Source organism: Planomicrobium sp. CPCC 101110, from assembly GCF_007859395.1.
Classification (GTDB): Bacteria; Bacillota; Bacilli; order Bacillales_A; family Planococcaceae; genus Planococcus.
Genome location: NZ_VOHD01000006.1, coordinates 692,440 through 718,151, shown reverse-complemented (window position 1 = coordinate 718,151; position 25,712 = coordinate 692,440). Strand labels below are relative to the sequence as shown.

Below are 25,712 nucleotides of genomic sequence, written 5' to 3'. Positions count from 1 at the left end.
CCTTCACTGTTTTCAATATGGATTGTATAACTGTATGGGTCCATGGCCTCTAAAATTCAGAATAGTCCAAATAAAAGGATATTTGCGGTTTGTAAAGGGGGCATATGGGAATATTGAAGTAACACCGGTGAACAAATCCAAAATGGAAGGGAGATTTAAGATGAATCAATTATCAGGAGCATTTCGCGACATGTTCACGACCATAGTGAACTTTCTGCCGAACGTCATTGGAGCCATCTTGCTGCTGTTAGTAGCATGGATCGTTGCAAGCATCGTCAGAGCCATCTTTACAAAGGGATTAAGAAAGTTAGGTGCTAGACGCGCCATGGTCAGAGGCCATATGGCAGCTGATGAAAGAGATGCAGACAGCAAGCTGAAGTCAATCGGGAAAATATTCTATTACCTAGTCTTTATTCTTTTCCTCCCGAGCGTTCTTGATCAACTGCGCATGGAAACCGTTGCTGCGCCAATCACCAATATGATGAACAAGTTCCTGGCGTTCCTGCCGAATCTGCTGACAGCGATTGTCATTCTCGCAATCGGCTACTTTGTTGCAAAATTCGTTAAAAATCTTGTTGTCACCATTTTATCCACCATTAACATCGACAAGTGGTTCAACAAATTGACGAACAAAAGCGGAAGCCCGCAAAACATGTCGGGCAGCGACAAATACACATTGGCGAATGTTTTAGGAAATGTGGTCTTCATCCTTGTTCTGATTCCGATCATTACAATCGCTTTGGAAACGCTGAACATCGATACCATTGCACAACCGATTACAGCAATGCTGAACCAAGTATTGAACATGATTCCGAACATTTTTGTAGCGATTATCCTTATTCTTGTAGGGGTAGCTATCGGTAAATTTGTTGGAGACCTGTTAGCCAGCCTATTGAAAGGTACAGGAATCGATAACGTTTCCCAGTACTTGAACACTGGAAGCCGCACTAACGCACCTTCATTTGACTTGGCGAATATTGTCGGGAAAGTTGTTCAGACTTTGATCATCATCTTCTTTACAGTTGAAGCATTGAACGTGCTGCAACTGGATGTACTGAATAACATTGGATCTTCTGTTATCAGTTACTTGCCGAATATTCTGAGCGCTTTGATCATCCTTGGCCTTGGATTGGTCGGCGGAAACTTACTGGGGAACTATGTTAGCCAGGCTTCTGGCAACCGCATCATCGGAGCCATCGTCAAATACGCTATCATGATTATTGCGGTATTCATGACGCTAGACCAGTTGAACTTTGCAACAAGCATCGTCAATACGGCATTCCTGTTCATCATTGCCGGTTTGTCTGTAGCATTTGCAGTAGCCTTTGGTATTGGGGGCCGTGATTTTGCGAAACGCCAGCTGGAACGTTTTGAAGCGAAATCACAAGCGGAAAATAAAAAGCCGCCAACTGATGGAGTTTAATCCGAATCTGAAAAACCATTGTTTCCGCGGAAACAATGGTTTTTTTAGTGTTATTAGAGCACTTTTGACAAGGTAACGAGCTTTGTGCCTCATCAGCAAATTTCAAGGAATAACAGGTATGACCGGTGAACAGCAAAATTTTGCCGCCCGCTCTTTCAATCCACTCCGACTGTCTTGCTGCGCCTCTCCAAAAAGACATTATCCCGCCAAACGCCGTCGCGTTTTCCGATGCGTTCACGTATGCCGACGATGCGGAAGCCGTTATTCAGATGCAATTGGATGCTTGCTTTGTTTTCAGGGAAGATAGCCGCCTGCAGCGTCCAAAATCCTTCCTTCTCGGATTGTCGGATCACTTCCTGCAGCAACAAGGTTCCAATCCCTTTCCCTTTTTTGGCAGGGTCAATATAAACGCTTACTTCTCCTACGCCGCAATAGACTTTCCGAGAGGAAACCCGGCTGATTTTGCACCAGCCGTAAATTTTCCCGTCTTCTTCTAAAACAAGCCGGCAAGAGGAAGGGGACTGGCTGATCCATTGTCCGTAAAGAGGGGCTTCGGTTTCAAATGTAGCGTTTTTTGTTTCCATTCCTTGTTCGTAGATCCGTTTCACTGCTGGCCAATCTTTTTCTTCCAGAGTTCTGATAGTGTGCGCCATTGCAAAACCTCCCCATAAAGATCGTTAAAATTATCTTAAATAAAATTGTTGCAAAATGCAAGTTTTTAAATTATTCTATGGGTGAGGTGATAGAAATGGAATCGAAAAGAGAAATTTTTCAAACCATGATGAAACGGTTTGGATTGCTCAACAAAAACAGCTGTATGGTAGGCGGGCTGGAAATTACGCTTGTCCAAAGCCACATCCTGTATGAAATCGACAAGCGCCCATCCCCTTCAATGCAAGAAGTGGCGGAAACTCTAGGCATCGATATTTCAACATTCAGCCGGCAGATCCAGACGCTGGCCAAAATGAATCTGGTCCAAAAAACGCCGTCTTCCTCTGATAAGCGGATCTTTCTATTGACGCTGACAACAGAAGGGAAATTTGTAGCAGGGGCAGTCAATGAAAGCATGGAACAGCATCTGGATGAAATTTTCTCCCATCTCAGCCCATTCGAACAAGAAACGGTTTTACATTCAATGAGAGTGTTGAACGAAGCAATGGCAAAATCAGTGGTGTGCTGTAAACCGATATTGAAATAAAATACTTGCAAAAATCAACTAGTTAGAGGAGGAGAAGTAGAAATGATCAATCAATCTTCATGCTGCTCGGCTAAACCTGTTCCCGTTCAATGGAATTTTCCGGAAAAGAAGTCTGCAATGCTCCCTATCGCCATCATAGGAGCGGGTCCGGTCGGATTGGCTGCTGCAGCCCATTTGGCGAAAGCCGGCGAACGATTTGTTGTGCTGGAAGCCGGTGGACAGGCAGGAGATCATGTGCTGCAATGGGGCCATGTCCGCTTGTTCTCCCCGTGGAGATACAATATAGACCAAGAGGCGAGAAGCTTATTGGAAGGAGCCGGATGGGCCGCACCTTCTGATGAAGAATTGCCGACTGGCAAGGAGCTGGTCGAAGGTTATCTGGCAAAGTTGGCTGCGCTCCCGGAAATCAGACCCCATATCCGGTTGAAGACAAAGGTATCAGCTGTATATAGAAAAGGGCTGGATAAAATGAAGACGGCACGCCGCGAGGAAAAGCCGTTCGTGCTCAATGTGGAAAACCGGGACGGAGAGACCGGACAAATAGAAGCGAGAGCTGTCATCGATGCAACCGGTACTTGGGGACAGCCGAATCCTGCCCATTCAGCCGGAGTCTGGACGCGGAAGGAAACAGCTTCTGCTGACCGCATTTATTATAGAATCCCGGACATTGCCGGAAAAGACCGGAGGATTTTCGATGGAAAGCGCGTAGGGGTTATAGGAGGCGGGCATTCAGCGATCAATACAATACTGGATCTAGCCGAGACGACTGCCGAAATAACCTGGATCCTCCGGAAAGAAAGAGTGGAAGATGCGTATGGTGGGGAAGAAAAGGACGCACTTGAAGCGAGAGGGCAACTTGGTTCCCGGATTCATCAATTAGTCGATTCAGGTGCCGTAAAAGCGATGGCCCCATACCGCATTCACGCTATTGAAAAGAATGATAGCCTCCTTACACTGTCCGGTGAATGGAATGGAAAGCCCCACTCCATTGAAGGATTGGACCAGCTCGTTGTCAATGCCGGCAGCCGGCCGGATTTCTCATTCCTGTCGGAAATCCGACTGGCTATCGATCCGGCAACTGAAAGCGTCCAAGCGATAGCCCCCCTTATTGATCCGAACCTTCACAGCTGCGGCACGGTCCGGCCGCACGGTGAAGCGGAATTAAGGCAGCCGGAGAAGGATTTTTATATTGTCGGCATGAAAAGCTATGGGCGGGCTCCAACCTTTTTGTTGGCGACCGGTTATGAACAGGTCCGCTCGGTTGTTGCCCATTTGACAGGGGATGCGGCCGGGGCACAAGAAGTTCGGTTGGAATTGCCTGAAACCGGGGTCTGCAGCATAAACTTGAAAACCAAAGCCGGAAGCTCGCCGGCACTTTGCTGCTAAAGGGGAGACATAGCGATGACCGTCAATCATGGGGGGAATTTAAAACCGGATTATTTCCGCTCGTATTTGTCGCTGGTTATGGACTCCAGAAACTGCAATTTGAAACAAGCAGAAAATTACATGTTAAAAACATTCTTTAAGAATAACCGGAATCAATATGGTTCCTCGACTTATGGGAGTTTTATGGCAGCCATCAACAGTTTGAAGAAAGAAGACAGCAAAAAAGGATGAAAGGCAGATGGCCTTTCATCCTTTTTTATACACCGCGTTTGTTTCCCCATACAAGTGTATGAAGCTGCGGCAAAACTTTGGCATCGTTCATGATCGGGGAGCGGACGGAATGGTCAATCAACCATTCATAGCGCTCCAGCAAATCTCTTACAAGCCTGGAATCGTCAGTTGTTACAGTATCGCTGTTTCCTGTCTGCAAGAAGAAAGGAACCCGAGGATAGCGCAAATGGACATCTTCGGCATACTTGAAATCTTCTTCATCAAAAACGACGACTTTCAAACTGGCGTTGCTTTCAGCCAATTTTTCCATGATTGCATCCAGTTTGCCAAAATCGGTTTTCATGCCGGAACTAGGGGGTTTGGGCGACAGCGTAATATCATCGACGCTGCGAAGCCAATCCTGCCACATGGAACCTTGCGTTTCAACTGCAACTTTCCAGCCATTCTCATGGCATAAATCGACCAGTTCGCCGATTCCTTTATGAAGGGCTGGATTGCCGCCGGAAATCGTCACATGGGAAAAAGCTTCTCCGCCGATTTGCCGCAGTTCTTCAATGATTTCATGCGGCTTTTTTGAAACGCTTTTTCCGGTGCCGTCCCATGTAAAGCTGGAGTCGCACCAAGCGCACGAATAATCACAGCCCGCAGTGCGGACAAACATCGTCTTTTGCCCCATGATCATGCCTTCTCCCTGGATTGTCGGACCGAACACTTCCATTACAGGAATCTTCATGCTAAATCCTCCTGTCTCGGACGGTAGACAACATAGCTCGTCGGCGTTTCCCGCACGATCACCTGCAGGCATTTCGGTTTGTTGCCGCGTGTGTCGAGTACAGCTTGGATTGAAATCCAGATTTGTTCCGCCAAAAGTTCTGTGGTCGGAAACTTGTCTTTGAATTCCGGGTGGTCATTCAAAACCGAATGGTCATATTTTTTATGGACAATATCTTTCAGGATTTTAAAATCGATCAAAAACCCGATCGGATCGAGTTCATTGCCGCCGATAGTGACATTCACATGGTACGTATGCCCGTGGACCGCCTGGCATTTTCCTGCTTCCTCGCTTGGGATGAAATGCGCAGCGGAAAAATTCATGTCTTTATTAAGTTCAAAACGGTAAGGGTGAGGGACGGATGGATAAAATTGCTGCATCATTCCACAGCACCTGCCGTTTTTTGCTCTAAATAAGTTTTCAAGCCTTCGTTCCGCAGTTTGCAGGAAGGGCATTCGCCGCAGCCGGTGCTAGGGATGCCTTCATAGCACGTCAGCGTTTTTTCCTGGACGAATTCCAAAGCGCCGAGCTCGTCGGACAATTCCCAGACGCCTGCTTTATCCAGCCACATAAGCGGAGTATGGATGATGAATTGCTTGTCCATTGCCAAGTTCAACGATACGTTCAATGAACGGATAAACGTGTCGCGGCAATCCGGATAGCCGCTGAAATCGGTCTCACTGACGCCTGTGATCAGATGGCGCGACCCGATGGCATCCGCATAAACCGCCGCAAAGGACAGAAACAGCAAATTGCGTCCTGGAACGAAAGTGGAAGGCAGTTCGCCTTCTTCAGCTGTGATGTCGATATCATCTCGCGTTAGCGCATTGGCAGACAGTTGGTTGATCAACGTCATATCCAATACTTTAAATTTCACTCCAAGTTCATCGGCGATTTTCCGTGCTACTTCAATTTCAGCCGAATGGCGTTGGCCATAGTCGAATGTCACTGTCGCAACTTCGCCGAAATTTTGCAATGCCCAAAAAAGGCATGTCGTGCTGTCTTGGCCGCCGCTGAATACGACAACCGCTTTCTCGTTTTTCATATTATCTGACTCCTTAGTTTTTTTGAGAGGGAGTTTGCGAACCTCTTTTTTTCGAACACTGTCCATAATACCACAGGCTGTTGTGCAGTGTTAAAAAAGAACTTTTGCAAAAGAAATTAAACAGGCCAAAGAATATTGTGGACTGAATCGTTTCCAGGTAATATTTGGATAAGATTTGCTGATACAATAAGACTAAGAAAGTTACAGCAAGGAGGGATGAAAAATGACCAGGAAGAAAATTTGGCTGATTGGAATTGCAGTTATCGTTGCTGCTGTTAGCGTACTGGCCTTGAAGCTGTCGCAACTGAAAAAAGATGGGGAGCTGGACCCGGAAGCAAGCGCTTCTTATAGGCTGCAAGTAAGGCTGGATGAGGGAGATGAATTCCACATCAGTGCTGAAATCGACGTGGTGAACCATTCGGGAGACGCATGGGAAACAATAGGGTTTTATTTTATTCCGAACGCCAACGATGAGGAAGTGCTGCCGGAACTCATACAAGACCCGGCAGACTCCGCTATTTCCTCGATAGAAGACGAGGATGGAACACTCCGGTACGAGTTGGCGAACAACGAGCTGCTGGTCCAGCTGGGGGAAGAATTGCAGCCGGGAGAGAAGAAGCGGTTGAAGATAGACTATACAATGTCCCTGTCAGAAGATGGAATGCGCCTATCCCGGGACGGAAATAATTATTATTTGGCGCAATGGTATCCCATGCTCGCATTTTATCAAGATGGCTGGGCTATTGAAGACTTCGACCCAAAAGGGGAATCTTATCATACGCCATATAGCGACTATAGAGTGGAATATGAACTTCCCCGCAAATTTCTTGTGGCAAGTTCAGCAAGCGATGGCGAAATTGCTCCAAGTTCATCGGGAGCAGTTGAAGGCGAAAACATCAAAGATTTTTACATGGCATTCATGGAACCGGAAGAATGGACCACTGAAACGAGACATGCGAACGGTACGGCATTGCGGATGTTTTTGCCGGTTGGATCGGATGCGACCGAAGAAACTGCAGAGCTGGCGGTCGATGCATATAGTTATTTTGAGGAAAAAATAGGGGACAATCCATTTCAGGAGCTGGACATCATCGCCAATGACGGTAATATGGAATACCCGAATGCCATAGAAGTCGCATCTGACAAAGAAAATTTAGAAAGCGTGCTTGTCCATGAAATCGCCCATCAATGGTTTTATTTCCTCGTGGCAAACGATCCTTTTGACCATGCGTGGGTTGATGAAAGCATTACCGAATATGCAGCGTCCCTTTTTTTGGGGGACCGATATGATAGCGAGGCATATGGTTTTGAATCAGCTGCGCTCATGGCGGAATACTATGACACCAATAAGTACAGCAATCTTCCGATGGATGAATATGAAGAAACGGAATATTACGCCACGATTTACGGGAAAACGCCGCTTATCCTAAGGGATTTCTTTAACGGGCGGGGCGGAGAAGAAGAAGCTTTCCGGTTTTTAGCGGCCTACTACAAGGAATTTCAATTCCAGAATGTAGACACTGAAACGTTTAAAGAGTTTTTCAACGAGTATTTCGGAGAAAATCATAGTGAGTTTTTTAAGGATTGGCTGCAATAGATGTGCAGAACCTGTAATTTTAACTTTTCCGGTTCGTCTAATTGAAAAAAGAAGGTGGCTGGCTTGAAAAAAGGTTTGATGTTCGGCTGGCTGGTGGCTTTGGCGATTTTTTCAGCTTGCCAAGCAGATGGGGCAATAGAAACTGAGAAAGAAAATGCAGAAGTAAAAGAAGAGGACAGTTCTGAAGACACCGTGTTAGACCGGCACGGAGAATTGACGAAAGAAGAGCGCCTTGCCGCTTCTTTGGAAAATGTGGAATCGAAGAAAAAAGACCGGATTAGCATTATATCTTTTACTGCAGAAGGCGATCCAATTGGCCACGAACTTAGCTTTGACGGCTCAATGATAAAGTTGATTGTGGATTCTACGAAAGACCAATTCGGCTTTGGAAAAGTTACAGAAATAATGTGCAGGACAATCAAAGAAGTCGAGGCAGCAGAACAAATTGATTATGCGCTTCAAGGATGCAACAAAGGAGACGGGGATATAATAGTTTTGGCAAAGTGGAAATGACGAATATGAAAAGGGGCGGTCCTATATTTATAAAACCGTCCCTTTCTTATTGAAATGCCAGTAAATATACGCCGGAATTTTTGCATAGCCAAAACTAAAAGGAGACACCCACTAACCCGATGAAGATGGAAGCAGCAGAAAAAACAAAGAATTTCCTTCATGAAATTTCTTTTCGCCGAAAGGAGGCAGCAAAAGCCATGATGGGGGAATAAACCGTCATAAAAATAAGGAATGCCCAAACCGTGCTTGTTAAGATGATTTCCATAGTCCTTCACCCTTTGGATTCATCTTTAGGCTCAATCACATAATTTATCGTTAGAAACGGCAATGAAAAAATCCTCATTTCATGTATGGCCCTTAGGCAGCCCGAGTGCATTTCCTCCAGCAAAAACCGCTCTCCCAATGGAAGTTTAAAGAGATATCTCGATACCGTCAAATAAATTCCGGCATCGGAAGCTGCATCCCCGCAGCTTGTCAGCAGCAGCTTTTCATCTTGCTGCTCTAATTCCAGAATGCCGATCATGGACGATCCCGGAAGAGGCAGCGCTACATTCATGTAGGCCCGGTCCTTTGTCTGATGGATGGAATACAAAGCGACAAAAACAACTTCTTCGTCTATTTTGCGAAGCCAGGCCCTGGGATGCGTTCGGCCGTCTGCTGCTTGATCCAGCGCTGTAATGGAGCCCGTCATTTCGATTTGTTTGTTGGAGAGCGGCAAATTCAGCTGCTGCATGTGGCGGCTCAACAGCCGAAATATGCCGGCAAAAGGTTTGAACCAAGCATGCCACTGCACTTCCGCAAACAAGCGGTAACGGTCTGTGTTCTCATAAAAATCACGGATCACAAAGGGCAATGTTTTTAAATTGATGGCCGGTCCATAAGCTGCCATATCATCCACCAAACAGGCATATGTCTTCGTTGGATCCGTATAATCGGTCACCAGTTGTTGGCCTACCGTCTGTCTCCCTCTGATCCCACTGACTGGAAATCCTTTTTTTATTGCATTAGGTGACGGAGGATGGACAGCCCAGCCGATAAATCCGCATAAAGCAAAGCCCACTGCATTAAAGAAACCGTGGAATTGGAGCATAAAGCCGATATTGGCGGAATTGGCGCCAAAAGCATTTCCATAGGCGTATAACAGAGAAAAAAGGATCGTGATTCCCAAAGACCCGAATGATAAACGGACGAGCCATTTTTGCCAAGAGCTGAAAAAGGGAGTTTTGAACGTTAGATAGATAAGGCTGTAAATTGCAAAGATATAAAGCAGCACTGAAAAAAACTCCAACCACCGTGAGAAGGTGATGCCGAAAGCAAGAACAACCGGATTGATCAAAATAAGCGTACACGCGATTTTGTACACGCGCGTCTTTGTTGAACGTCCAAGAAATCCGACAAAAACCGGCAGAAGGAAAGCGGAATAGTGAAAATGAATGCCGGTCAGCCATGTAATAATCGGGGAAAAGCCTGTTTCGAGTCCAGCTTCATAAGCGAAAAACCAAGCACCGCCAATCGCTAAAAAAATCATGGCGACATCAAGTGCAAATTCCTCCAGATCGCTGAAGCCCCTATGGAGAAACCGTTGAAGCCCGGTCCAAGCAACGAGCAAAGTATAGAGTAAATAAAGAAAAGCTAAAACTCCATCCCATTTGGTTGACCCGGTGATTTGCAGCAGGCAGACGGCAAGAAGGGCGGGAGGTGCGATAAAAAAATAATGCCTGTAAAAGAAGTTTTCTTTGTTTGTCACAAGAAGCAATGCCAGCGGAACAAAAAATAACTGGGCAGCCGTCAGCATCAAGAAATGCCACGGTCCGGAGTTGAATGCCATACTTATAAGGAATAAGGCGGAATGATAGAACATGAGCAGTTTAAAGTTCATGCGCTTTGAATTCTCCTTCGTATGAAAATAAGAGGCCAAAAAACGGATTCGTAATTTGGACATTAATCGTGAAGACGCCTTTTTCTTCTATATATCCTTCTGTAACCTTTGTGACGCCGTGAAGCAACTTCGGCAGTGGAACTTCAATAGGGCCAAGAACGATCCGCTGCTTACGGGATTGAATCTGCATATGGCCTTCCGGCGATACAAAAAACGCCAATTCCGAATAAAATAAGGGAGGCTCCCCCAAATAGTCTTTCACAATTTTGCTTTTGGAATTACGGCTCATCAGCGCATTGAAGCACCTTGTCTTGTTTGGGAAAAAGAACGTTCGCTCCCAGAATACTTGTTCTTCGCCATTTGCGCCTTTTTGTCTTGTGTTGACGATAGTAAAAGGAATATCAGTACCCGATTCCGGAAATAAAAATTTCCGTTTTGCACCAATTAAAAAAAGCGGCAGCAGCCAATCGGGGCCGCGGCTGATGCTTTTCATAACGCCATTGGCTTTGAAAGGCGACTTGATGGGAAACTCGTATCTTTTTTGGAGCATAGGATGGAGTTTGTTGAACTGGCTTCCTAATACCTCTTTGTATATGGACATCATAAATCTCCTTATCTTTTCCGTTTGCAGCTTCGAGCAGTAGGCAAATTTTTGCTTAGCCCAAAGCCGATGATTGAAAGTGCGAAAAGTGCTATATTGAATGTCAATGGATTGAACGGATGAACAAAAGATGCGGATTCTGCCCAAAATGCCGAAGCGGTCAAGGCTGGAAAAAGCACCAATTGAATCTCGAATAATTTCCGTTTGCCTTTATAGAAGAGCCAAAAAAAACCGAATAATATTTCAGCTGTCCCGATCAATAAGACGGCCGTTTCCGCCTGGCTGGCGGAAGTTCCAAGCAAGCTTTGCGCCATCAATACTTCCTGAGGATGCAAACTTAGCAGTTTTGGTACGAGACCTTGATAGAACCAGACAAAAGAGAATAGAAAGGCGATCAGCCAGGAACTGAAAAAACGTACGTATTGAAGAGCGGGTGATTCTCCATTTTCCAACCATCTTTTTAGAACATCGAAGCTTAAGGCTGTAGCCCATCCAATGGCGGGCCGAAAAAAGCAAAAATCAACAACTCGACCAAATTTGCCCCAATTCACGTTGTAATCATATTGTGTAAGAAAATTGACTGAATTTGAGTGTGGCCGGTATTTCCAATAGCCTTTTCCTTCTCGGATGATCGATATTGGTTGGCTGGTGCCAAAGTGCAGAGATGAAGTTCTCGATCCATCTTTGCCATCAAATGAGCCGATGCTTTTTCCCCAGCCTGCTATGGTCAAACCCAGGCCCATCACTGTTTCATATATAAAATTCTGGGCCTCGTTTTCTTTTTTCGGCAAATATGTAATGGCTGAAAAACGGAGATCCCATTGTTCGTGAAGCTTCGGCGTCTGGGTAGCCTTCCATAAGCTTTCCATATCGGATTTGATATCAATTTCTACATAAATAGGTTTAGTTTTCATGATTGCTCCTCCTGATATAAGTTTAGCATAGCTGGTAGTCACATAGGCCTAATCCATCAAGAAAAATAGTCCTGCAATTAGGAACTTGAAAATTGTTTGAAAAAGAGGAAATGTTAAAATGTATAAAAAGAGGTGTTGGGGATGAAGATAAGAAAAGCTGTTATATCTGACGCCAAAGGAATAGCAAAAGTTCATGTAGATAGGTGGAAGACCACTTATGAAAAAATCCTTCCCGCCAGTTATTTGAATGGACTGTCATATGAACAACGTGAGAAAATCTGGTTGGACAATATGGAAACCGATATGGTTTTTGTGGCGGAAAATCGGGATGGCGAGATTGTCGGATTTTCCACTGGCGGACCGGAGAGGAGCGGGAATTATCCTAACCACTCCGGAGAGCTTTATGCAATTTACATATTGGAAGAATACCAGCGGCAAGGCTTAGGGAAAGCACTGATCCGGCCGATTGTCCAGCAGCTGCAGCAAGAGAATATTGACGGCATGGCCGTTTTGGTGCTGGAAGACAACGGTTCACGCTTTTTTTATGAAACGCTTGGAGCAAAAGAAATTGATGGCATCACGGTAAAAATAGCTGGAACCATTTTGAACGAATTGGTTTATGCCTGGGATGATGTCCGGCACATTCCTGCAGAGTAAAGTGAATGAAGACAATTTTTCATTATGGACGCCGATGATTTATCAAGCTCGTACTTCAAGCTGCATACATTATCAAAATGGCGGGTATATGCATATGGTAAAGAAAGGGGAATCGTTCATGAAAGCGATAGTAATCGATCAATATGGCGGAATTGAGGAATTGAAAGAACGGGAAGTGGGGCGTCCGGCAATCAATGATGACCAAGTCCTGCTCGAAGTTCATGCAACTTCCATAAATCCGATTGATTGGAAATTGCGGGAAGGGTACTTGAAAGAAATGCTGCCATTCGAGTTTCCGATCATCCTGGGCTGGGACGCTGCCGGTGTTGTGGCGGAAACAGGGCGCAACGTCACGGGGTTCAAGGTTGGTGACCGGGTGTTCACAAGGCCGCTGACAACACGGCAAGGCACATACGCAGAATATGTGCCGGTGGAAGAACATTTGCTTGCGAAGATGCCGGACTCGATGAGTTTTGAAGAAGGCGCAGCGATTCCGTTGACGGGGTTGACTGCATGGGAAGGGCTTGTTGAAATTGCAGGGGTAAAGGAAGGAGACAAGGTTCTTGTTCATGCGGGAGCTGGCGGGGTTGGAACTTTTGCTGTCCAAATTGCCAAGAGTTTTGGTGCATATGTCGCCACAACTGCAAGCGCTAAAAATGAGGCAATGCTCCAGTCATTGGGCGCCGATCGAGTTATCGACTATAAAAGTGAAGATTTCAGTGAAGTTCTCAGCGGTTTCGATATTGTACTCGACACCATAGGCGGTGAAGTTCGGGCGAAAAGCTTCGGTGTATTGAAAAAGAAAGGAAAGCTTGTGTCGATTATCGAACCGCCATCAGAAGGGGAAGAGGAAAAATACGATGTGGAAATCGGTTATTTCTTCCTGGAACCGAATGGAGCTAAACTGCAGAAACTCGCAGATTTATATGAATCCGGGCAGCTGAAAGCAATCATCGGCGAGACGTTTGAATTTACCGAGAAAGGCTTGAAAAACGCCCATAAAATAAGCGAAACCCACCATGCGCAAGGCAAGCTGGTAGTCAAGATCAAATAGCCCGAAATGAAAAGGCAGGCAACGGTTATTCGTTGCCTGCCTTTTGCGGTTCAGCGCCGGTCGATGTTTTCGCCTACTGTATAGTCTTTTCTGTCATTATCAATGTTTCGCTCAATCCCGCTGCTTGTCTCATAATCGGCAGGGATTTCATCATAGGGTTCTTCTGTACGGACGACAAGCACATCGCATTTAGCCGACCGGACAATATGTTCTGAAACACTGCCGATCAAAAACCGTTCGACCGCATTCAATCCGGTCGCTCCGCAAACGATCAAGTCAGCGTTTACTCTTCCGGCGATATCTCTGGAAATAAGGGTTTTCGGAGAACCGTAGTCGACCAGCGTATTGACACTTTGGACTCCTGCATCCATCGCTTCCTTCTTGTAATTATCAAGCAAATCTTCCGCGAACCGCTGGGCGCGATCGGCGATTGAACGGTCGTATGCTTCGATGGCAGCGAAGGATCGGGTGTCAATAATGTTTGCCAAGTTTAAAGTTGCATTGTTTCGTTTTGCGATGCCGACTGATTTTTTGAAAGCCCATTCCGCTTCTTTCGAACCGTCTACCGCAACTAAAATTTGCGAATACTTTAAAGTCATAGCACATTCCTCCCTTTTCTTATATATAAAATTCGCTAGCTGTTTGTTTTGTTCCTTCTTTTTTTACTAGTTTTATGGAAACTTTCCTTGAAAGAATGAATTTTGTTGTGATGATATAATTAAATTTCAAATTTAAAAATCCAGCTTTTTCGCATTGTTCCAGCTGATAAATTGAGGAGAGGTAAAGTTGTTAAGCGATAAAATTATTACAGCAGAAATATAGAATATCTGATAAAATGGACTTGCTCTGGAATTATGAAGCGGTTACACATACATATCATTTTAAATCAATGTAATTGGAGGGTTTTGGAATGCGAATTGGAGTACCCACAGAAGTGAAAAACAATGAAAACCGCGTAGCGATGACACCAGCAGGGGTTGTCAACCTTGCGCTTTACGGGCATGAAGTGTTTATCCAAGCAGGCGCAGGTGCAGGCTCAGGCTTTACAGACGAAGATTATAGAGAAGCAGGAGCGCATATTGTACCGACTGCAGAAGAAGCATGGGCGCAGGAAATGATCATGAAAGTGAAAGAGCCGATTTCTTCCGAATATGGCTTTTTCCGCAAAGGCATGATCTTGTTCACTTATCTTCATTTAGCTCCAGAACCTGAACTGACAAAAGCTTTGCTTGATGCAAAAGTGGCCGGCATCGCATATGAAACGGTGCAGCTTCCAAACAACACATTGCCGCTCCTGACGCCAATGAGTGAAGTGGCCGGCAAAATGTCGACACAGATTGGAGCGCAATTCCTGGAGAAAATCCATGGTGGTGCTGGAATCCTGTTAGGGGGAATCCCGGGCGTTTCACGCGGAAAAGTAACTGTCATCGGCGGAGGAGTGGCAGGAACACACGCGGCAAAAGTGGCGGTAGGCATGGGTGCAAATGTTACGATATTGGACTTGAATCCGGACCGTCTTCGCCAATTGGATGATTTGTTCGGGCAAGACGTACAGACGCTTATTTCAAATCCATTCAACATCGCTGATTCGGTGAAAGCAGCGGATTTAGTGGTAGGAGCTGTTTTGATTCCGGGGGCGAAAGCGCCTAAATTGGTGACAGAAGAAATGATCAAGTCGATGAAGCCGGGGTCAGTCGTCGTCGATATCGCAATCGACCAAGGCGGGATTTTTGAAACAAGCGACCGCATTACCACTCATGATAACCCGACGTATTTGAAACACGACGTGGTCCATTATGCAGTGGCAAACATGCCAGGAGCGGTTCCTCGCACATCCACTATCGGTTTGACCAATGTTACCGTCCCTTATGCTGTTCAAATTGCGAACAAAGGCTTCAAGGAAGCGATTCTCCAAAACGAAGCGCTGAAAAAAGGCGTAAATACGTACCAAGGCTTTGTGACATATAAAGCTGTGGCGGACGATCAAGGACTGGAATTCAAGCCGGTTGATGAATTGTTGGCGTAAAATAAAAAGGCTGACCCGGAAAATTCCGGGCCAGCCTTTTTTCGGCTATAAAATTTGCAGTTCTTTCGGGAATTTCGTCAATACTTCGATGCCATCCGCAGTCACTGCAACATCGTCTTCGATTCGGACACCGACTTTTCCTGGCAAATAAACACCTGGTTCGATCGTGAAAACCATGCCGGCTTCCATCTGCATGTTGTTTGAGCCGTGGAGCGAAGGGAATTCATGGACCGATATGCCAAGACCGTGCCCGAGGCGATGCGTGAAGAATTCGCCATAGCCGGCCTCTTCGATGACGCGGCGCGCTGTTCGGTCAAGCTCCGCTGCAGTGACGCCCGGTCTAACGGCATTGACTGCTGCAAGTTCTGCCTGCAGCACCACTTCGTAAACTGCTTTTTGTTCTTCGTTCGGTTCACCGAATGCCACTGTCCGGGTAATATCCGAACAATAGCCTTTGTGGACAACGCCAAGGTCGAACAAGACAAGGTCGCCTTTTTGGATTTTACGGTCTCCGGTCTTGCCGTGTGGCGATGCCGCTTTCGGGCCGCTAAGGACAGTCGTATCAAAGGACATGTGCGTAACGCCGCGTTTTTTTAGCGCCAGTTCAATTTCCGTCATCACTTCGATTTCTGTGATGCCTTCTTTGATAGCCTTGCAGCCCACTTCGATGGCATAATCGGCAAGGGCTGCCGCCTCACGCAAAATCTGAAGTTCTGCTTCGTCTTTTACAACGCGCATTGCGTTGATTTGATCATCCAGCTGGACAAACTCCAAACCGCCGAACAAAGAAAGCAGCGCATCATAGCGGTCGACTGTCATGTGCGACTTTTCAATAGCTAGTCTGCTTAGATTCACTCCACGGCCTGAGGCGGTGCGGTGGAGGACTTCCATCGCATTTTCCGTATCTGCATGTCCGACAATATCGCTGCTCCATCCGGCATTTTTCGCATCCGGAATCTCCATTTGCGGACAGATAAGGAACGGCTCCGCTTCCTGGAAAACCATGACTCCAAGCAGGCGTTCGTGCGGATTGCTTTTGAACCCGCTGACATAAAACACATTGTCCGGATTCGTGATGAACGCTGCATCAATCGACTGTTCTTTCAAATAACTTTGCAATTGCAGGATTTTCTTCATATGTATTACCTCCCTTATATGTGTAGCTTATCAAAGTTCAGGGTATATGACAGCTAGAAATGGTTTAGACAAACTGAAACTGGAGGGATTTTATGCAAGTTTCATACCATGCACATTCCATTGTAAAAATCAAAACCGGAAACCATACCATCTTGATCGATCCATTTATTACAGGGAACGGACTGACTGACCTGCAAGTGGCAAATGAGAAACCGGACGCCATTTTACTGACACACGCACATAACGACCATGTTGGAGACACTATTGAACTGGCGTCCAATAGCGGCGCCATCGTAGTAGCGCCGGTAGAACTGGCGAGTTATCTGGGCAGCAAAGGATTGAACACGGTTGGCATGAATCTTGGAGGAGCCAAGGAATTTGAATTTGGCACTGTGAAATTTACGAAAGCCTTTCATAGTTCATCATATACTTCAGAGGAAGATGGCGTCATTTACGGCGGAATGCCTGCAGGTATTTTGTTCAAAGCGGAAGGGAAAACGATTTACCATGCAGGAGACACCGAAGTGTTCGGCGATATGGAAATCATCGGCAAGATGAACGACATCGATTTAGCGTTTGTGCCGATCGGCGACTTTTTCACAATGGGGCCGGAAGACGCTGCTTATGCCGTGGGCTTGTTGAATCCCAAAACAGTTGTGCCGATCCACTACAATACCTTCCCGCCAATCAAACAAGACCCGGAACATTTCAAGAAGCTGGTCGAAAAAGCGGAGGTCAACGTCCTCCAAGCCGGGGGCGTAATCGACATCTAAACGAAAAACCGAAGAGGGGGGCCTCTTCGGTTTTTTGATTTGTTCTGCGCATCCGTTGTTCCGTTAAAATCGGCTTCTTCGCTTTTATTTCGGATATGGTACACTAAAAGGACAGGAAAGCAGAGGGAATGGGTGAAGTTATGGCAACGAAACACGAGCAGATATTAGGGTATATCGAGAAGCTTGCGGTTGGCGAAAAGATCTCGGTTCGGCGAATTGCAAAGGAATTGCACGTCAGTGAAGGGACGGCTTACCGGGCGATCAAAGAAGCGGAGACAAAACGGCTGGTATCCACGATAGAACGGGTCGGCACCATCCGGATTGAACGGAAAAAGAAAGAAAACATCGAACGGCTGACTTATGCGGAGATTGTCAATATCGTAGACGGCCAAGTGCTTGGCGGCCGGGCCGGACTCCATAAATCGCTGACGAAATTTGTCATCGGCGCCATGCAGCTTGATGATATGATGCGCTATACTGAGGCGGGGAATCTCCTGATTGTCGGGAACAGGCTGAAGGCGCAGGAATATGCTCTCCGGGCCGGAGCGGCGGTACTGGTGACCGGCGGATTCGACCCGACCGACACCGTGAAAGATCTGGCCGATGAATTCGAGCTTCCGGTCATCTCGACAAGCTATGACACATTTACCGTGGCGACGATGATCAACCGGGCGATCTACGACCAACTGATCAAAAAAGAGATTTTACTGATCGAAGATATTCTGATTCCTTTGGAAAATACCGCTGTCCTGCATTATAAAGAGACAATCAGCCGCTATAATGAATTGAATGAGGAAACTTCTCACGGGGGATTTCCGGTGGTGGACGAGAATCAGAAATTGGTCGGTATCATCACTTCCAGGGACGTACTTGGACACGAGCCAAAAGATACAATCGAAAAAGCGATGACCAAAGATCCCATCACGGTTTCGCTGCAGACAAGCGTCGCAGCTGCTGGCCACCGCATGATTTGGGAAGGCATCGATCTGCTGCCGGTCACCGATGACCATGGCTATTTAAAAGGGGTTATCAGCCGCCAAGATGTATTGAAAGCCATTCAAACAGCCCAGCGGCAGCCGCAGCAAGGCGAGACAATCGATGATATCATTAAAAGCCAGCTTCGCCTGCAAAATTCGGACAAGCTGACGTTGGAGTTCCGCGTGACTCCGCAAATGACAAATGCTTACGGATCCATGTCTTACGGAGCTTATTCCACCATTTTGGCGGAAGCTGGAGCTACAGCGCTGAAAACGAAAAACCGCAAAGACAGCGTCCTGGAAAATATGGCGGTCTACTTTTTAAAGCCGGTCCAGCATGATTCCCTTATGCTTGTGCGTCCGGTTATTTTGGACATCACCCGCAAGTCTGCAAAAGTGGACATTGAAGTTTCTTTTGAAAACGAAATCGTCGGCAAAGCGCTGCTCACATACCAGCTTTTAGATCGGTAGAAGCCAACAAAAAAGCCCTCCTGGCTAGGAGAGCGAATTATTTGTTCAGGCGTGTTTCTTCATCCAGGAACGAGCGATAATGCTTGGCTGCCTTAAAGTTGTAAACTATCAACCCTAGTCCAAGAACAATGAAAATGCCGGCAACAATATAGGTTACAACCGTCTGGAAAAGAAAAAGCTGGTTGATGCCAAAGAACATGACGAAACTGCCCAGCGCCACCGATGCCATTGAAGCATACCAATTTTTGCGGATTGGCAAAGACGTACGGAACTGCTTTGTTTTATAATAAAAATAAAAGACAAACGAAACAACGATCAACAACACAAATATATTCATAGGGAACCTCCTGTATTCCAAACCTCATTCTTATTGTACTAGAAATAAATGAAATTGCGAATGGATTTCCCGACATGCAGAGGAGCATACACGTGAACAGTCAAATCATCGACACAATTAAACAATTTGATACCATCATCATCCATCGGCATGTGCGCCCGGACCCGGACGCCTATGGCTCTCAGATGGGCTTGAAATATTTGCTTCAGCACAATTATCCGAACAAGCGGATATTGGCTGCGGGTGAACACGATTTCACATTGGACTTTCTTGATTTTCCGGATAAGGTGGAAGATGCCGATTTTGAAAATGCTTTGGTGATTGTCACAGACACGGCAAACACGGAACGGGTGGACGACCAGCGCTACGCGAAAGGCGCTAAAGTGATAAAAATCGACCATCACCCGAATGATGATGTTTACGGTGATATTGTTTGGGTGGACATAACGGCAAGTTCTGCTTCAGAATTGGTCTATGAACTCTTTACATACGGGCGCGACCACGAAAATTGGCAGCTTTCCAATGCCGCGGCACGTCTCCTATATGCGGGGATTGTGGGGGATACCGGGCGTTTCCTGTTTCCGAGCGCAACCCAAAAAACATTCGAAATCGCGGGAGAGCTCATCAAATATGAGTTTGACCGGACGGCACTATACAATGGAATGTACGAAATGGAGCGCAATTTGCTCCATCTGCAAGGCTATATCTATCAAAATTTCAAACTGGACGAAAGCGGAGCGGCTTATGTCAAAATTACCTTGGATATTTTAAAGGAATTTGGCGTGACTGCGACTGAAACTTCATTGCTGGTCGGTTCTTTGGGCAATGTAAAAGGCTTGAAGGCATGGGTCATCTTTATAGAAGAAGAAACGGAGATCCGTGTGCGCCTCCGTTCAAAAGGTCCCATCATCAACGGATTGGCAAAAGAGTTTGGCGGAGGCGGACATCCGATGGCTTCCGGCGCTGCAGCTTATACTTGGGAAGAAGCGGACCGCGTCATTGAACGACTGATTGAAATTTGCTCGTCATGAAAAAGGAGGGATGGAGTTGTCCATGGTTTATCCGCATATAAGCACGTCGGCTGATTTGCTGAAAAGCACGGTGCGCCTAGACGAACTTTTTCCTTTTTTAATGGGACAAGGCGCCCGGTCTGCAGCCATCGTCAATACGAAACTTTACGGAATCCTCCCTTTTTGGGAGGCGTGCAGCCGTGCCGGTATACATGGTGTGGTCGGCTTGTCGTCGTTCATCGAGTTTGATGAGCAGGATTACCCCGTTGTCTTATATGCCAAAACAAATGAAGGCTATAGAAATCTGCTGAAAATATCCAGCGCCTTGGCAACGAGGGACAAAAAGGCGATTCCTGAACAATGGCTGAAAGCATACAAAAACGGGCTGGTTTGTGTGGTTCCAAACAAACCGGAATGGATGGCGGCAGATCAGATGCCGGTTTTCCAGTACATCAAATCCCTTTTTGGCGCTGAAAGTTACGGCAGTGTGGAACGTCCTGGAGGAGAAAAAGCTGCGGACGAAGCAGAGTTTCTATCTTTGTGCGGGAAAGCCGGACTTTCCATCATTGCAACACAGGAAAGCCGTTACTTGAGCGAACAGGATGCGTTTGCCTACGAAGTGGCATCTGCCATCGGCCAAGGGCTTAAACTCAATGATCCGCAGCGTGAACGCCCCCTGCACACTAAAGCGTATGTGCCTGCTGCCGAAGAGTTCCGTTCCTGGTTTTCAGATCATCCGGAATGGCTTTCGGAAGCTGCCGGCTTGCTTGAGAGCTGCCGAGTGACGATCCCGATGAACCGGCAATTGCTGCCGGTCTTTCCGCTGGAAGAGTCGGTTGATCGAGCCGCCTATATTGCTGAGTTGTGCAAAAAGGGCCTGGCAGAGCGCATCCCTGACCCTTCAAAAAGGTACACGGACCGGTTGGACTATGAACTGTCGGTCATCGGTAAAATGGGTTATATCGATTATTTCTTGATCGTTTCGGATTTTATGAAATTCGCCCGCGACAACGAGATTTTAACAGGCCCTGGACGAGGCTCATCTGCGAGTTCACTCGTCGCTTTTTCCTTGCGCATCACAGATGTCGATCCTCTCGAACACGGCTTGTTATTCGAACGGTTTTTGAATCCGGAGCGGGTGACGCTGCCGGATATCGATATCGACTTTGCAGATTACCGGCGCCATGAAGTGGTCGAGTATGTCGCGCGGAAGTACGGCGAAGTGCGGACCGCTCAAATTATTACCTTTGGCACACTTTCCGCCAAAGCCGTCGCCCGTGATACCGCCCGTGTTTTTGGATTCGAAGCGGAAGAACTTGAAGCCATCTCGAAAATGATTCCAAACAGGCCGGGAACGACATTGAAATCGGCTTTGAAAGAATCGCCTCGCCTGAATGAATGGATCATCGAAAAAGAAGAGCGCAAAACATGGTTCAAAACGGCAATCAGACTGGAAGGGCTGCCGCGCCACGCATCAACCCATGCAGCAGGGGTCGTTTTAAGCCCAAGCCCGCTTGTCGATCATGTGCCGATTGAAAAGGGCCACGAAGGAATTTTCATCACCCAATGGCCGATGCAGGAACTTGAAGCGATCGGTTTGTTGAAAATGGACTTTCTTGGTTTGCGCAACCTGACCATTCTGGAACAAATTCGCCGCCTGGTGCAGTTCGACAAGCGAGAACGCATTGATTACCGGAAAATCCCTTTAACCGATAGTGAAACTTTTTCTTCCCTGGCTGCAGGAGATACGACCGGTGTTTTCCAGCTGGAATCCGATGGAATGAGGCGTGCGCTGAAAGAAATCCAGCCCACCGCTTTCGGCGACATTGTCGCCGTCAATGCCCTGTTCCGTCCTGGACCGATGGAATTCATCCCTTTATACGCTAAGCGCAAACGCAAAGAGGAAAAAGTAACTTATGTCCATCCGGTGCTGGAACCGATTTTGGAAGAAACGCACGGCGTTATCGTCTACCAGGAGCAGATCATGCAAATTGCCGCTGCAATGGCCGGTTTCTCATACGGAGAAGCGGACTTGCTGCGGCGTGCAGTCAGCAAAAAGAAACGGGAAATCCTGGATGAGGAGCGGCTGCACTTTGTTGGCGGCGCTTTAGCTAAAGGATTCACGGAAGCCGCCGCGACGGAAGTATACAATTTGATTGTCCGCTTTGCAGACTACGGCTTTCCGAAAAGCCATGCCGTCGCTTACAGCATGATTTCCTACCAATTGGCTTTTATGAAAACGCATTATGCCGTGTATTTCTTTTCCGCGCTCTTATCAACAAGCGCAGGCAATCCGGAAAAGACAAAGCAGCTTCTGCATGAAATAAAAGAGAAAAAAATTCCGGTTTTGCCGCCTTCTGTCCAAAGGAGCCAATCCTCGTTTTCTGTAGAAGCCGGCCAAATCCGAATGGGGTTGAGCTCTGTGAAAGGGGTGCCGGCAACAGCCATAAGAGCGTTGCTGGCGGCTCGGAAAGAAGGGCCATTCACCAGCATGTTCAATATCGCCGAACGGATATCAGCAATCCATTTCACCCGAAAAGCATTTGAACCGCTGATCAAAGCGGGAGCGCTTGATGAATTTGAACTTGATCGGGGAGTTTTGCTGGCCTCGCTCGACAGCGCAGTCAAACATGCAGAACTGGTCAAACCTGACGAAGAGCCTGGCCTCTTTGATGACATGGGAAGCAGTTTCATGAAGCCCAAATATGCCCAGGCTTCTCCAATTCCGGAGAACTTGAAGCTGGATTTTGAAAAAGAAGTGCTCGGCTTTTATTTATCGACCCATCCGATTGAGCGTGAAAAGGAAAAACGCAGCAAATCCTACGCCGCTTTCAATAGCCTGAAAAACCGGCGGGACAAAGAGCCGGTGACAATTCTCGGCATGATTGAAGAAGTCAAGCGGATTCGAACGAAAAAAGGCGACGCCATGGCGTTTGTCAGCCTGCAAGATGACACAGGTCCAGCTTCTCTGACTTTGTTCCCGGCTGAGTATGCGAAATACAGCGCCTTATTGGAGCCGCACGCCATCCTTGAAGTGCAAGGAAGTATAGAGAACCGCAATCATAAGATTTCCATTATATGCAAATCAGTTCAACTATGACTGCTTTTCAAAAAGAAAAGCAGTTTTTTCTTTACGGAAACCGAAAAGTTTTGTATCCTAGTCAATATGAGTGGTCAGACCACTTTCAAAAAATTGGAAGACAAGGAGCGACCATGAATCAGTCTAAACGCTATTTAGATATAGTCCGTGATTTAAGGGACATGATTAGGCAGGAAAACATCCGGCCGGGCGACCGTATTCCATCAGAGAGAGAGTTGGCTGAAACGCTGCAAGTAGGGCGTTCGACAATCAGGGAAGCTTTGAGAAGTCTAGAGTTGTTGGGTTTGATTGAAACGCGGAGAGGCGAAGGGACATTTCTGGCTGATCACCGCAACAACATGCTGGTAGAAGTGCTATCGACCTTCATTCTGCAAGATAACCAGTCTCAAAAAGATGTGCAGGAAACCAGGCAAATCCATGAATTGGCTGCTATCCAAACGATTTGCAATAACAAAGCCACCAGCCAGATGGCTGTCTGGGAAGGGTTTCGCATCCGCTTGTCGGATGAAGAAAACGGTTTTCAACGGGAAGATTTTGTACGTGAACTAATGGTGCTGTCAGGCAACCGCCTGTCCCTGAAAATTTGGGTCATCCTTCACCAATACAGCGGCAATCCTTATAACGGGACAGTTTCAACTCCCGAAAAAGAACGGCTGTTGAACATATTGGCTGCCATTGGGCAGCAGCAAACGGACAAAGCCGTAAATGAGTTTAAAACTTGGAGCGATTGGCTACTAAAGGAGAGATTGCGCGATGATTCGTGATATTTTTAAGCGAAATAAAGACAAAAAAGAGGCGACGATTCCCTCTAAAGCCGCAAAGGACATGCCGGAAGGGCTTATGACGAAATGTCCGGAATGCAAACATATTGCATTAACCAAAGATCTGCAGGCAGATCATAAAGTGTGTTCAAAATGCGATTACCATTTCAAATTGACAGCCCACGAACGGATTGCCAGTTTGATGGACGAGGAATCGTTCACTTCAATGGATGATCATTTAAAGACCGAAAATCCTCTTGGCTTTCCCGGATATACGGAGAAAATCCAGCAAGACAGCAAAAAAACCGGATTGAATGAGGCCGTGTTGACTGGAACAGGAAAATTGTCTGGCCGGGAAGTTGTAGTTGCCGTTATGGATTCCCACTTCCGCATGGGTTCGATGGGTTCAGTGGTCGGCGAAAAAATCACCCGGGCGATTGAAGCGGCGACCGAGAAAAAGCTGCCGTTTATCATCTTTACAGCAAGCGGCGGGGCCCGCATGCAAGAAGGGGTATTATCGTTGATGCAAATGGCCAAAACAAGCGTTGCGTTGAAGCGACACAGCAATGAAGGCCTGCTGTTTGTATCCGTCTTGACCCATCCGACGACCGGCGGAGTATCAGCCAGTTTCGCATCCGTCGGCGACATCAATATAGCGGAGCCAAAGGCATTGATAGGCTTTGCAGGGCGCCGCGTTATTGAACAGACGGTCCGCGAGAAGCTGCCGGAAGATTTCCAGACGGCCGAATTCCTGTTGGCGCATGGCCAGCTTGATGCTGTCGTGCACCGGGCGAAAATACGGGAAACTTTAACTTCAATAGTGCGCTTGCATACAAAGGAGGTTCACCAAAATGGCTAAAACAGCACCGAAGGCGATGCCTTTTGAAGAACCGTTGTTCGAATTGCGGAAAAAGATAGATGAACTGAAAGAATACACGGCCACCGCAGATGTGGATCTTGGTTCTGAAATCAAAAGCTTGGAAGAGCGCCTTGCAAAACTTGAATCTGAGATTTATGAAAACATGAAGCCTTGGGACCGTGTGCAGGTGGCTCGGCATCCGAACCGCCCGACAACATTGGACTATATCTCCATTTTATTCGAAGATTTCATTGAACTGCATGGGGACCGCTCCTACGGGGACGACGAAGCAATTGTTGGGGGCATTGCGTCCTTTCATGGCCAGCCGGTCACTGTCATCGGCCATCAGCGCGGTAAAGACACGAAAGAAAACATCCGGCGCAATTTCGGTATGCCCCATCCGGAAGGCTACCGGAAAGCATTGCGGCTGATGAAGCAGGCGGAGAAATTCAACCGCCCGATCATTTGCCTGATCGATACTAAAGGGGCTTATCCCGGTAAAGCTGCAGAAGAACGAGGGCAAAGCGAAGCGATTGCGCGCAATCTGGTGGAGATGGCCGGACTTGAAGTGCCGGTAGTCTCGATCGTGATCGGAGAAGGCGGAAGCGGGGGCGCATTGGCGCTTGGCGTCGGGAACCATATCCTGATGCTTGAGAACTCGACGTTCTCCGTAATTTCGCCGGAAGGCGCCGCTTCTATTCTATGGAAAGACTCGGCACTTGCGCAAACAGCTGCTGAAGCGATGAAAATTACAGCGCCCGATTTGCTGAAAATGAAAATCATAGAACGTGTGGTTCCGGAGGTTCGCGGCGGAGCACATCACGATTACACCAAGCAGGCTGCGTACATCGGGGATGCAATCAAGCAGTCGTTTGATGAACTGAACGCGTTATCTGGCCAGGAATTGATCGAACAGCGCTATGCGAAGTTCAAATCTATCGGCATTTTTAGTGAATAAAAAACCGCTTTGGCGGTTTTTTTGTTGGAAAAA

26 protein-coding genes and 1 riboswitch are annotated in these 25,712 nt (G+C 46.9%); of the genes, 16 read left to right on the top strand and 10 right to left on the bottom strand.

Going from position 1 to position 25,712, the window contains the following annotated elements:
* Positions 1-160: 160 nt before the first annotated feature.
* Positions 161-1,423, top strand: coding sequence for a mechanosensitive ion channel (locus FQV30_RS11465; RefSeq protein ID WP_146500281.1), 1,263 nt, complete (start codon positions 161-163; stop codon positions 1,421-1,423).
* A gap of 155 nt (positions 1,424-1,578) precedes the next feature.
* On the opposite strand, the gene FQV30_RS11460 is transcribed toward FQV30_RS11465, so the two are convergent.
* Complete coding sequence (locus FQV30_RS11460) at positions 1,579-2,076, bottom strand: GNAT family N-acetyltransferase (RefSeq protein ID WP_146500280.1); 498 nt, start codon at positions 2,074-2,076, stop codon at positions 1,579-1,581.
* 95 nt (positions 2,077-2,171) lie between these two features.
* Here FQV30_RS11460 and FQV30_RS11455 point away from each other — a divergent pair, with 95 nt between their 5' ends.
* From FQV30_RS11455 to FQV30_RS11445, 3 genes are read left to right on the top strand one after another with little or no spacing between them, the layout of a single operon-like run.
* Positions 2,172-2,621, top strand: a complete 450-nt coding sequence (locus tag FQV30_RS11455) for a MarR family winged helix-turn-helix transcriptional regulator (RefSeq protein WP_146500279.1) — start codon at positions 2,172-2,174, stop codon at positions 2,619-2,621.
* Between the two features lie 42 nt (positions 2,622-2,663).
* A complete protein-coding gene (locus FQV30_RS11450; RefSeq protein WP_146500278.1) occupies positions 2,664-4,007 on the top strand; it encodes an NAD(P)-binding domain-containing protein in 1,344 nt (447 codons plus the stop codon).
* A 15-nt stretch (positions 4,008-4,022) separates the two neighbouring features.
* Positions 4,023-4,238 (top strand): hypothetical protein, encoded by a 216-nt coding sequence (locus FQV30_RS11445; protein WP_146500277.1) that lies wholly within the window; start codon positions 4,023-4,025, stop codon positions 4,236-4,238.
* Positions 4,239-4,263: 25 nt separating this feature from the next.
* Here the strand turns inward: FQV30_RS11445 and queE are convergent, their stop codons facing one another.
* From queE to queC, 3 genes are read right to left on the bottom strand one after another with little or no spacing between them, the layout of a single operon-like run.
* Entirely contained in the window at positions 4,264-4,971 is a 708-nt protein-coding gene (gene queE, locus FQV30_RS11440) for a 7-carboxy-7-deazaguanine synthase QueE (RefSeq protein WP_146500276.1), read from the bottom strand.
* Positions 4,968-5,393 (bottom strand): 6-carboxytetrahydropterin synthase QueD, encoded by a 426-nt coding sequence (gene queD / locus FQV30_RS11435; RefSeq protein WP_146500275.1) that lies wholly within the window; start codon positions 5,391-5,393, stop codon positions 4,968-4,970. Before queD ends, queE begins: the two co-directional genes overlap by 4 nt.
* Positions 5,390-6,055 (bottom strand): 7-cyano-7-deazaguanine synthase QueC, encoded by a 666-nt coding sequence (gene queC, locus FQV30_RS11430; RefSeq protein WP_146500274.1) that lies wholly within the window; start codon positions 6,053-6,055, stop codon positions 5,390-5,392. The genes queD and queC overlap by 4 nt, the downstream gene beginning before the upstream one ends.
* Before the next feature lie 7 nt (positions 6,056-6,062).
* Positions 6,063-6,106, bottom strand: a riboswitch (PreQ1 riboswitch).
* 172 nt (positions 6,107-6,278) lie between these two features.
* On the opposite strand from queC, the gene FQV30_RS11425 reads away from it, so the two are divergent.
* On the top strand, positions 6,279-7,652 hold the full coding sequence (locus FQV30_RS11425) for a M1 family metallopeptidase (protein ID WP_146500273.1): 1,374 nt from the start codon (positions 6,279-6,281) through the stop codon (positions 7,650-7,652).
* Positions 7,653-7,715: 63 nt separating this feature from the next.
* Positions 7,716-8,165, top strand: a complete 450-nt coding sequence (locus FQV30_RS11420) for a DUF4362 domain-containing protein (RefSeq protein ID WP_146500272.1) — start codon at positions 7,716-7,718, stop codon at positions 8,163-8,165.
* 271 nt (positions 8,166-8,436) lie between these two features.
* Here the strand turns inward: FQV30_RS11420 and FQV30_RS11415 are convergent, their stop codons facing one another.
* Genes FQV30_RS11415 through FQV30_RS11405 form a run of 3 tightly spaced genes read right to left on the bottom strand, consistent with a single transcriptional unit; the run spans position 8,437 to position 11,559 of the window.
* Positions 8,437-10,044 carry a YndJ family protein gene (locus tag FQV30_RS11415; protein WP_146500271.1) on the bottom strand — a complete coding sequence of 536 codons (1,608 nt, stop codon included), beginning with the start codon at positions 10,042-10,044 and terminating at the stop codon, positions 8,437-8,439.
* Positions 10,034-10,645 carry a DUF4166 domain-containing protein gene (locus tag FQV30_RS11410; protein ID WP_146500270.1) on the bottom strand — a complete coding sequence of 204 codons (612 nt, stop codon included), beginning with the start codon at positions 10,643-10,645 and terminating at the stop codon, positions 10,034-10,036. Before FQV30_RS11410 ends, FQV30_RS11415 begins: the two co-directional genes overlap by 11 nt.
* An 11-nt stretch (positions 10,646-10,656) precedes the next feature.
* Positions 10,657-11,559, bottom strand: coding sequence for a DoxX-like family protein (locus FQV30_RS11405; protein WP_146500269.1), 903 nt, complete (start codon positions 11,557-11,559; stop codon positions 10,657-10,659).
* Positions 11,560-11,700: 141 nt separating this feature from the next.
* Here FQV30_RS11405 and FQV30_RS11400 point away from each other — a divergent pair, with 141 nt between their 5' ends.
* Both FQV30_RS11400 and FQV30_RS11395 read left to right on the top strand, forming a co-directional pair.
* On the top strand, positions 11,701-12,216 hold the full coding sequence (locus tag FQV30_RS11400) for a GNAT family N-acetyltransferase (RefSeq protein WP_146500268.1): 516 nt from the start codon (positions 11,701-11,703) through the stop codon (positions 12,214-12,216).
* 118 nt (positions 12,217-12,334) lie between these two features.
* A complete protein-coding gene (locus FQV30_RS11395; RefSeq protein ID WP_146500267.1) occupies positions 12,335-13,270 on the top strand; it encodes an NADP-dependent oxidoreductase in 936 nt (311 codons plus the stop codon).
* Between the two features lie 50 nt (positions 13,271-13,320).
* Here FQV30_RS11395 and FQV30_RS11390 read toward each other — a convergent pair whose 3' ends face one another.
* On the bottom strand, positions 13,321-13,869 hold the full coding sequence (locus FQV30_RS11390; RefSeq protein ID WP_146500266.1) for a universal stress protein: 549 nt from the start codon (positions 13,867-13,869) through the stop codon (positions 13,321-13,323).
* A 311-nt stretch (positions 13,870-14,180) separates the two neighbouring features.
* Between FQV30_RS11390 and ald the strand changes: the two genes are divergently transcribed.
* Positions 14,181-15,296 carry an alanine dehydrogenase gene (ald, locus tag FQV30_RS11385; protein ID WP_146500265.1) on the top strand — a complete coding sequence of 372 codons (1,116 nt, stop codon included), beginning with the start codon at positions 14,181-14,183 and terminating at the stop codon, positions 15,294-15,296.
* A gap of 45 nt (positions 15,297-15,341) precedes the next feature.
* Here the strand turns inward: ald and FQV30_RS11380 are convergent, their stop codons facing one another.
* The gene (locus FQV30_RS11380) at positions 15,342-16,433 is read right to left on the bottom strand and encodes a M24 family metallopeptidase (protein WP_146500264.1); all 1,092 of its coding nucleotides are present in this window, start codon (positions 16,431-16,433) and stop codon (positions 15,342-15,344) included.
* A 92-nt stretch (positions 16,434-16,525) separates the two neighbouring features.
* Between FQV30_RS11380 and FQV30_RS11375 the strand changes: the two genes are divergently transcribed.
* On the top strand, positions 16,526-17,206 hold the full coding sequence (locus tag FQV30_RS11375; protein WP_146500263.1) for a metal-dependent hydrolase: 681 nt from the start codon (positions 16,526-16,528) through the stop codon (positions 17,204-17,206).
* Between the two features lie 140 nt (positions 17,207-17,346).
* Positions 17,347-18,654, top strand: coding sequence for a DRTGG domain-containing protein (locus FQV30_RS11370; protein ID WP_146500262.1), 1,308 nt, complete (start codon positions 17,347-17,349; stop codon positions 18,652-18,654).
* A 37-nt stretch (positions 18,655-18,691) separates the two neighbouring features.
* Here the strand turns inward: FQV30_RS11370 and FQV30_RS11365 are convergent, their stop codons facing one another.
* Complete coding sequence (locus FQV30_RS11365; RefSeq protein WP_146500261.1) at positions 18,692-18,991, bottom strand: YtpI family protein; 300 nt, start codon at positions 18,989-18,991, stop codon at positions 18,692-18,694.
* Positions 18,992-19,083: 92 nt separating this feature from the next.
* Here FQV30_RS11365 and FQV30_RS11360 point away from each other — a divergent pair, with 92 nt between their 5' ends.
* The 5 genes from FQV30_RS11360 (at position 19,084) to accA (ending at position 25,679) form a co-directional block, all read left to right on the top strand.
* Positions 19,084-20,022 carry a DHH family phosphoesterase gene (locus FQV30_RS11360; protein WP_146500260.1) on the top strand — a complete coding sequence of 313 codons (939 nt, stop codon included), beginning with the start codon at positions 19,084-19,086 and terminating at the stop codon, positions 20,020-20,022.
* A gap of 22 nt (positions 20,023-20,044) precedes the next feature.
* Entirely contained in the window at positions 20,045-23,101 is a 3,057-nt protein-coding gene (gene dnaE / locus FQV30_RS11355) for a DNA polymerase III subunit alpha (protein WP_255473426.1), read from the top strand.
* A 113-nt stretch (positions 23,102-23,214) separates the two neighbouring features.
* Positions 23,215-23,865 carry a FadR/GntR family transcriptional regulator gene (locus FQV30_RS11350; RefSeq protein ID WP_146500259.1) on the top strand — a complete coding sequence of 217 codons (651 nt, stop codon included), beginning with the start codon at positions 23,215-23,217 and terminating at the stop codon, positions 23,863-23,865.
* On the top strand, positions 23,855-24,721 hold the full coding sequence (gene accD / locus FQV30_RS11345) for an acetyl-CoA carboxylase, carboxyltransferase subunit beta (protein WP_146500258.1): 867 nt from the start codon (positions 23,855-23,857) through the stop codon (positions 24,719-24,721). The genes FQV30_RS11350 and accD overlap by 11 nt, the downstream gene beginning before the upstream one ends.
* Positions 24,714-25,679, top strand: coding sequence for an acetyl-CoA carboxylase carboxyl transferase subunit alpha (gene accA, locus FQV30_RS11340; protein WP_146500257.1), 966 nt, complete (start codon positions 24,714-24,716; stop codon positions 25,677-25,679). The genes accD and accA overlap by 8 nt, the downstream gene beginning before the upstream one ends.
* Positions 25,680-25,712 lie beyond the last annotated feature (33 nt).

Coding starts and splice junctions, on each gene's coding strand:
- FQV30_RS11370 (WP_146500262.1), top strand. CDS start 17,347: ATGGCAACGAAACACGAGCAGATATTAGGGTATATCGAGAAGCTTGCG.
- accA (WP_146500257.1), top strand. CDS start 24,714: ATGGCTAAAACAGCACCGAAGGCGATGCCTTTTGAAGAACCGTTGTTC.
- FQV30_RS11405 (WP_146500269.1), bottom strand. CDS start 11,559: ATGAAAACTAAACCTATTTATGTAGAAATTGATATCAAATCCGATATG.
- FQV30_RS11460 (WP_146500280.1), bottom strand. CDS start 2,076: ATGGCGCACACTATCAGAACTCTGGAAGAAAAAGATTGGCCAGCAGTG.
- FQV30_RS11410 (WP_146500270.1), bottom strand. CDS start 10,645: ATGTCCATATACAAAGAGGTATTAGGAAGCCAGTTCAACAAACTCCAT.
- queD (WP_146500275.1), bottom strand. CDS start 5,393: ATGATGCAGCAATTTTATCCATCCGTCCCTCACCCTTACCGTTTTGAA.
- queE (WP_146500276.1), bottom strand. CDS start 4,971: ATGAAGATTCCTGTAATGGAAGTGTTCGGTCCGACAATCCAGGGAGAA.
- FQV30_RS11350 (WP_146500259.1), top strand. CDS start 23,215: ATGAATCAGTCTAAACGCTATTTAGATATAGTCCGTGATTTAAGGGAC.
- queC (WP_146500274.1), bottom strand. CDS start 6,055: ATGAAAAACGAGAAAGCGGTTGTCGTATTCAGCGGCGGCCAAGACAGC.
- FQV30_RS11455 (WP_146500279.1), top strand. CDS start 2,172: ATGGAATCGAAAAGAGAAATTTTTCAAACCATGATGAAACGGTTTGGA.
- FQV30_RS11465 (WP_146500281.1), top strand. CDS start 161: ATGAATCAATTATCAGGAGCATTTCGCGACATGTTCACGACCATAGTG.
- dnaE (WP_255473426.1), top strand. CDS start 20,045: ATGGTTTATCCGCATATAAGCACGTCGGCTGATTTGCTGAAAAGCACG.
- FQV30_RS11375 (WP_146500263.1), top strand. CDS start 16,526: ATGCAAGTTTCATACCATGCACATTCCATTGTAAAAATCAAAACCGGA.
- FQV30_RS11390 (WP_146500266.1), bottom strand. CDS start 13,869: ATGACTTTAAAGTATTCGCAAATTTTAGTTGCGGTAGACGGTTCGAAA.
- FQV30_RS11365 (WP_146500261.1), bottom strand. CDS start 18,991: ATGAATATATTTGTGTTGTTGATCGTTGTTTCGTTTGTCTTTTATTTT.
- accD (WP_146500258.1), top strand. CDS start 23,855: ATGATTCGTGATATTTTTAAGCGAAATAAAGACAAAAAAGAGGCGACG.
- FQV30_RS11425 (WP_146500273.1), top strand. CDS start 6,279: ATGACCAGGAAGAAAATTTGGCTGATTGGAATTGCAGTTATCGTTGCT.
- ald (WP_146500265.1), top strand. CDS start 14,181: ATGCGAATTGGAGTACCCACAGAAGTGAAAAACAATGAAAACCGCGTA.
- FQV30_RS11400 (WP_146500268.1), top strand. CDS start 11,701: ATGAAGATAAGAAAAGCTGTTATATCTGACGCCAAAGGAATAGCAAAA.
- FQV30_RS11415 (WP_146500271.1), bottom strand. CDS start 10,044: ATGAACTTTAAACTGCTCATGTTCTATCATTCCGCCTTATTCCTTATA.
- FQV30_RS11395 (WP_146500267.1), top strand. CDS start 12,335: ATGAAAGCGATAGTAATCGATCAATATGGCGGAATTGAGGAATTGAAA.
- FQV30_RS11445 (WP_146500277.1), top strand. CDS start 4,023: ATGACCGTCAATCATGGGGGGAATTTAAAACCGGATTATTTCCGCTCG.
- FQV30_RS11450 (WP_146500278.1), top strand. CDS start 2,664: ATGATCAATCAATCTTCATGCTGCTCGGCTAAACCTGTTCCCGTTCAA.
- FQV30_RS11380 (WP_146500264.1), bottom strand. CDS start 16,433: ATGAAGAAAATCCTGCAATTGCAAAGTTATTTGAAAGAACAGTCGATT.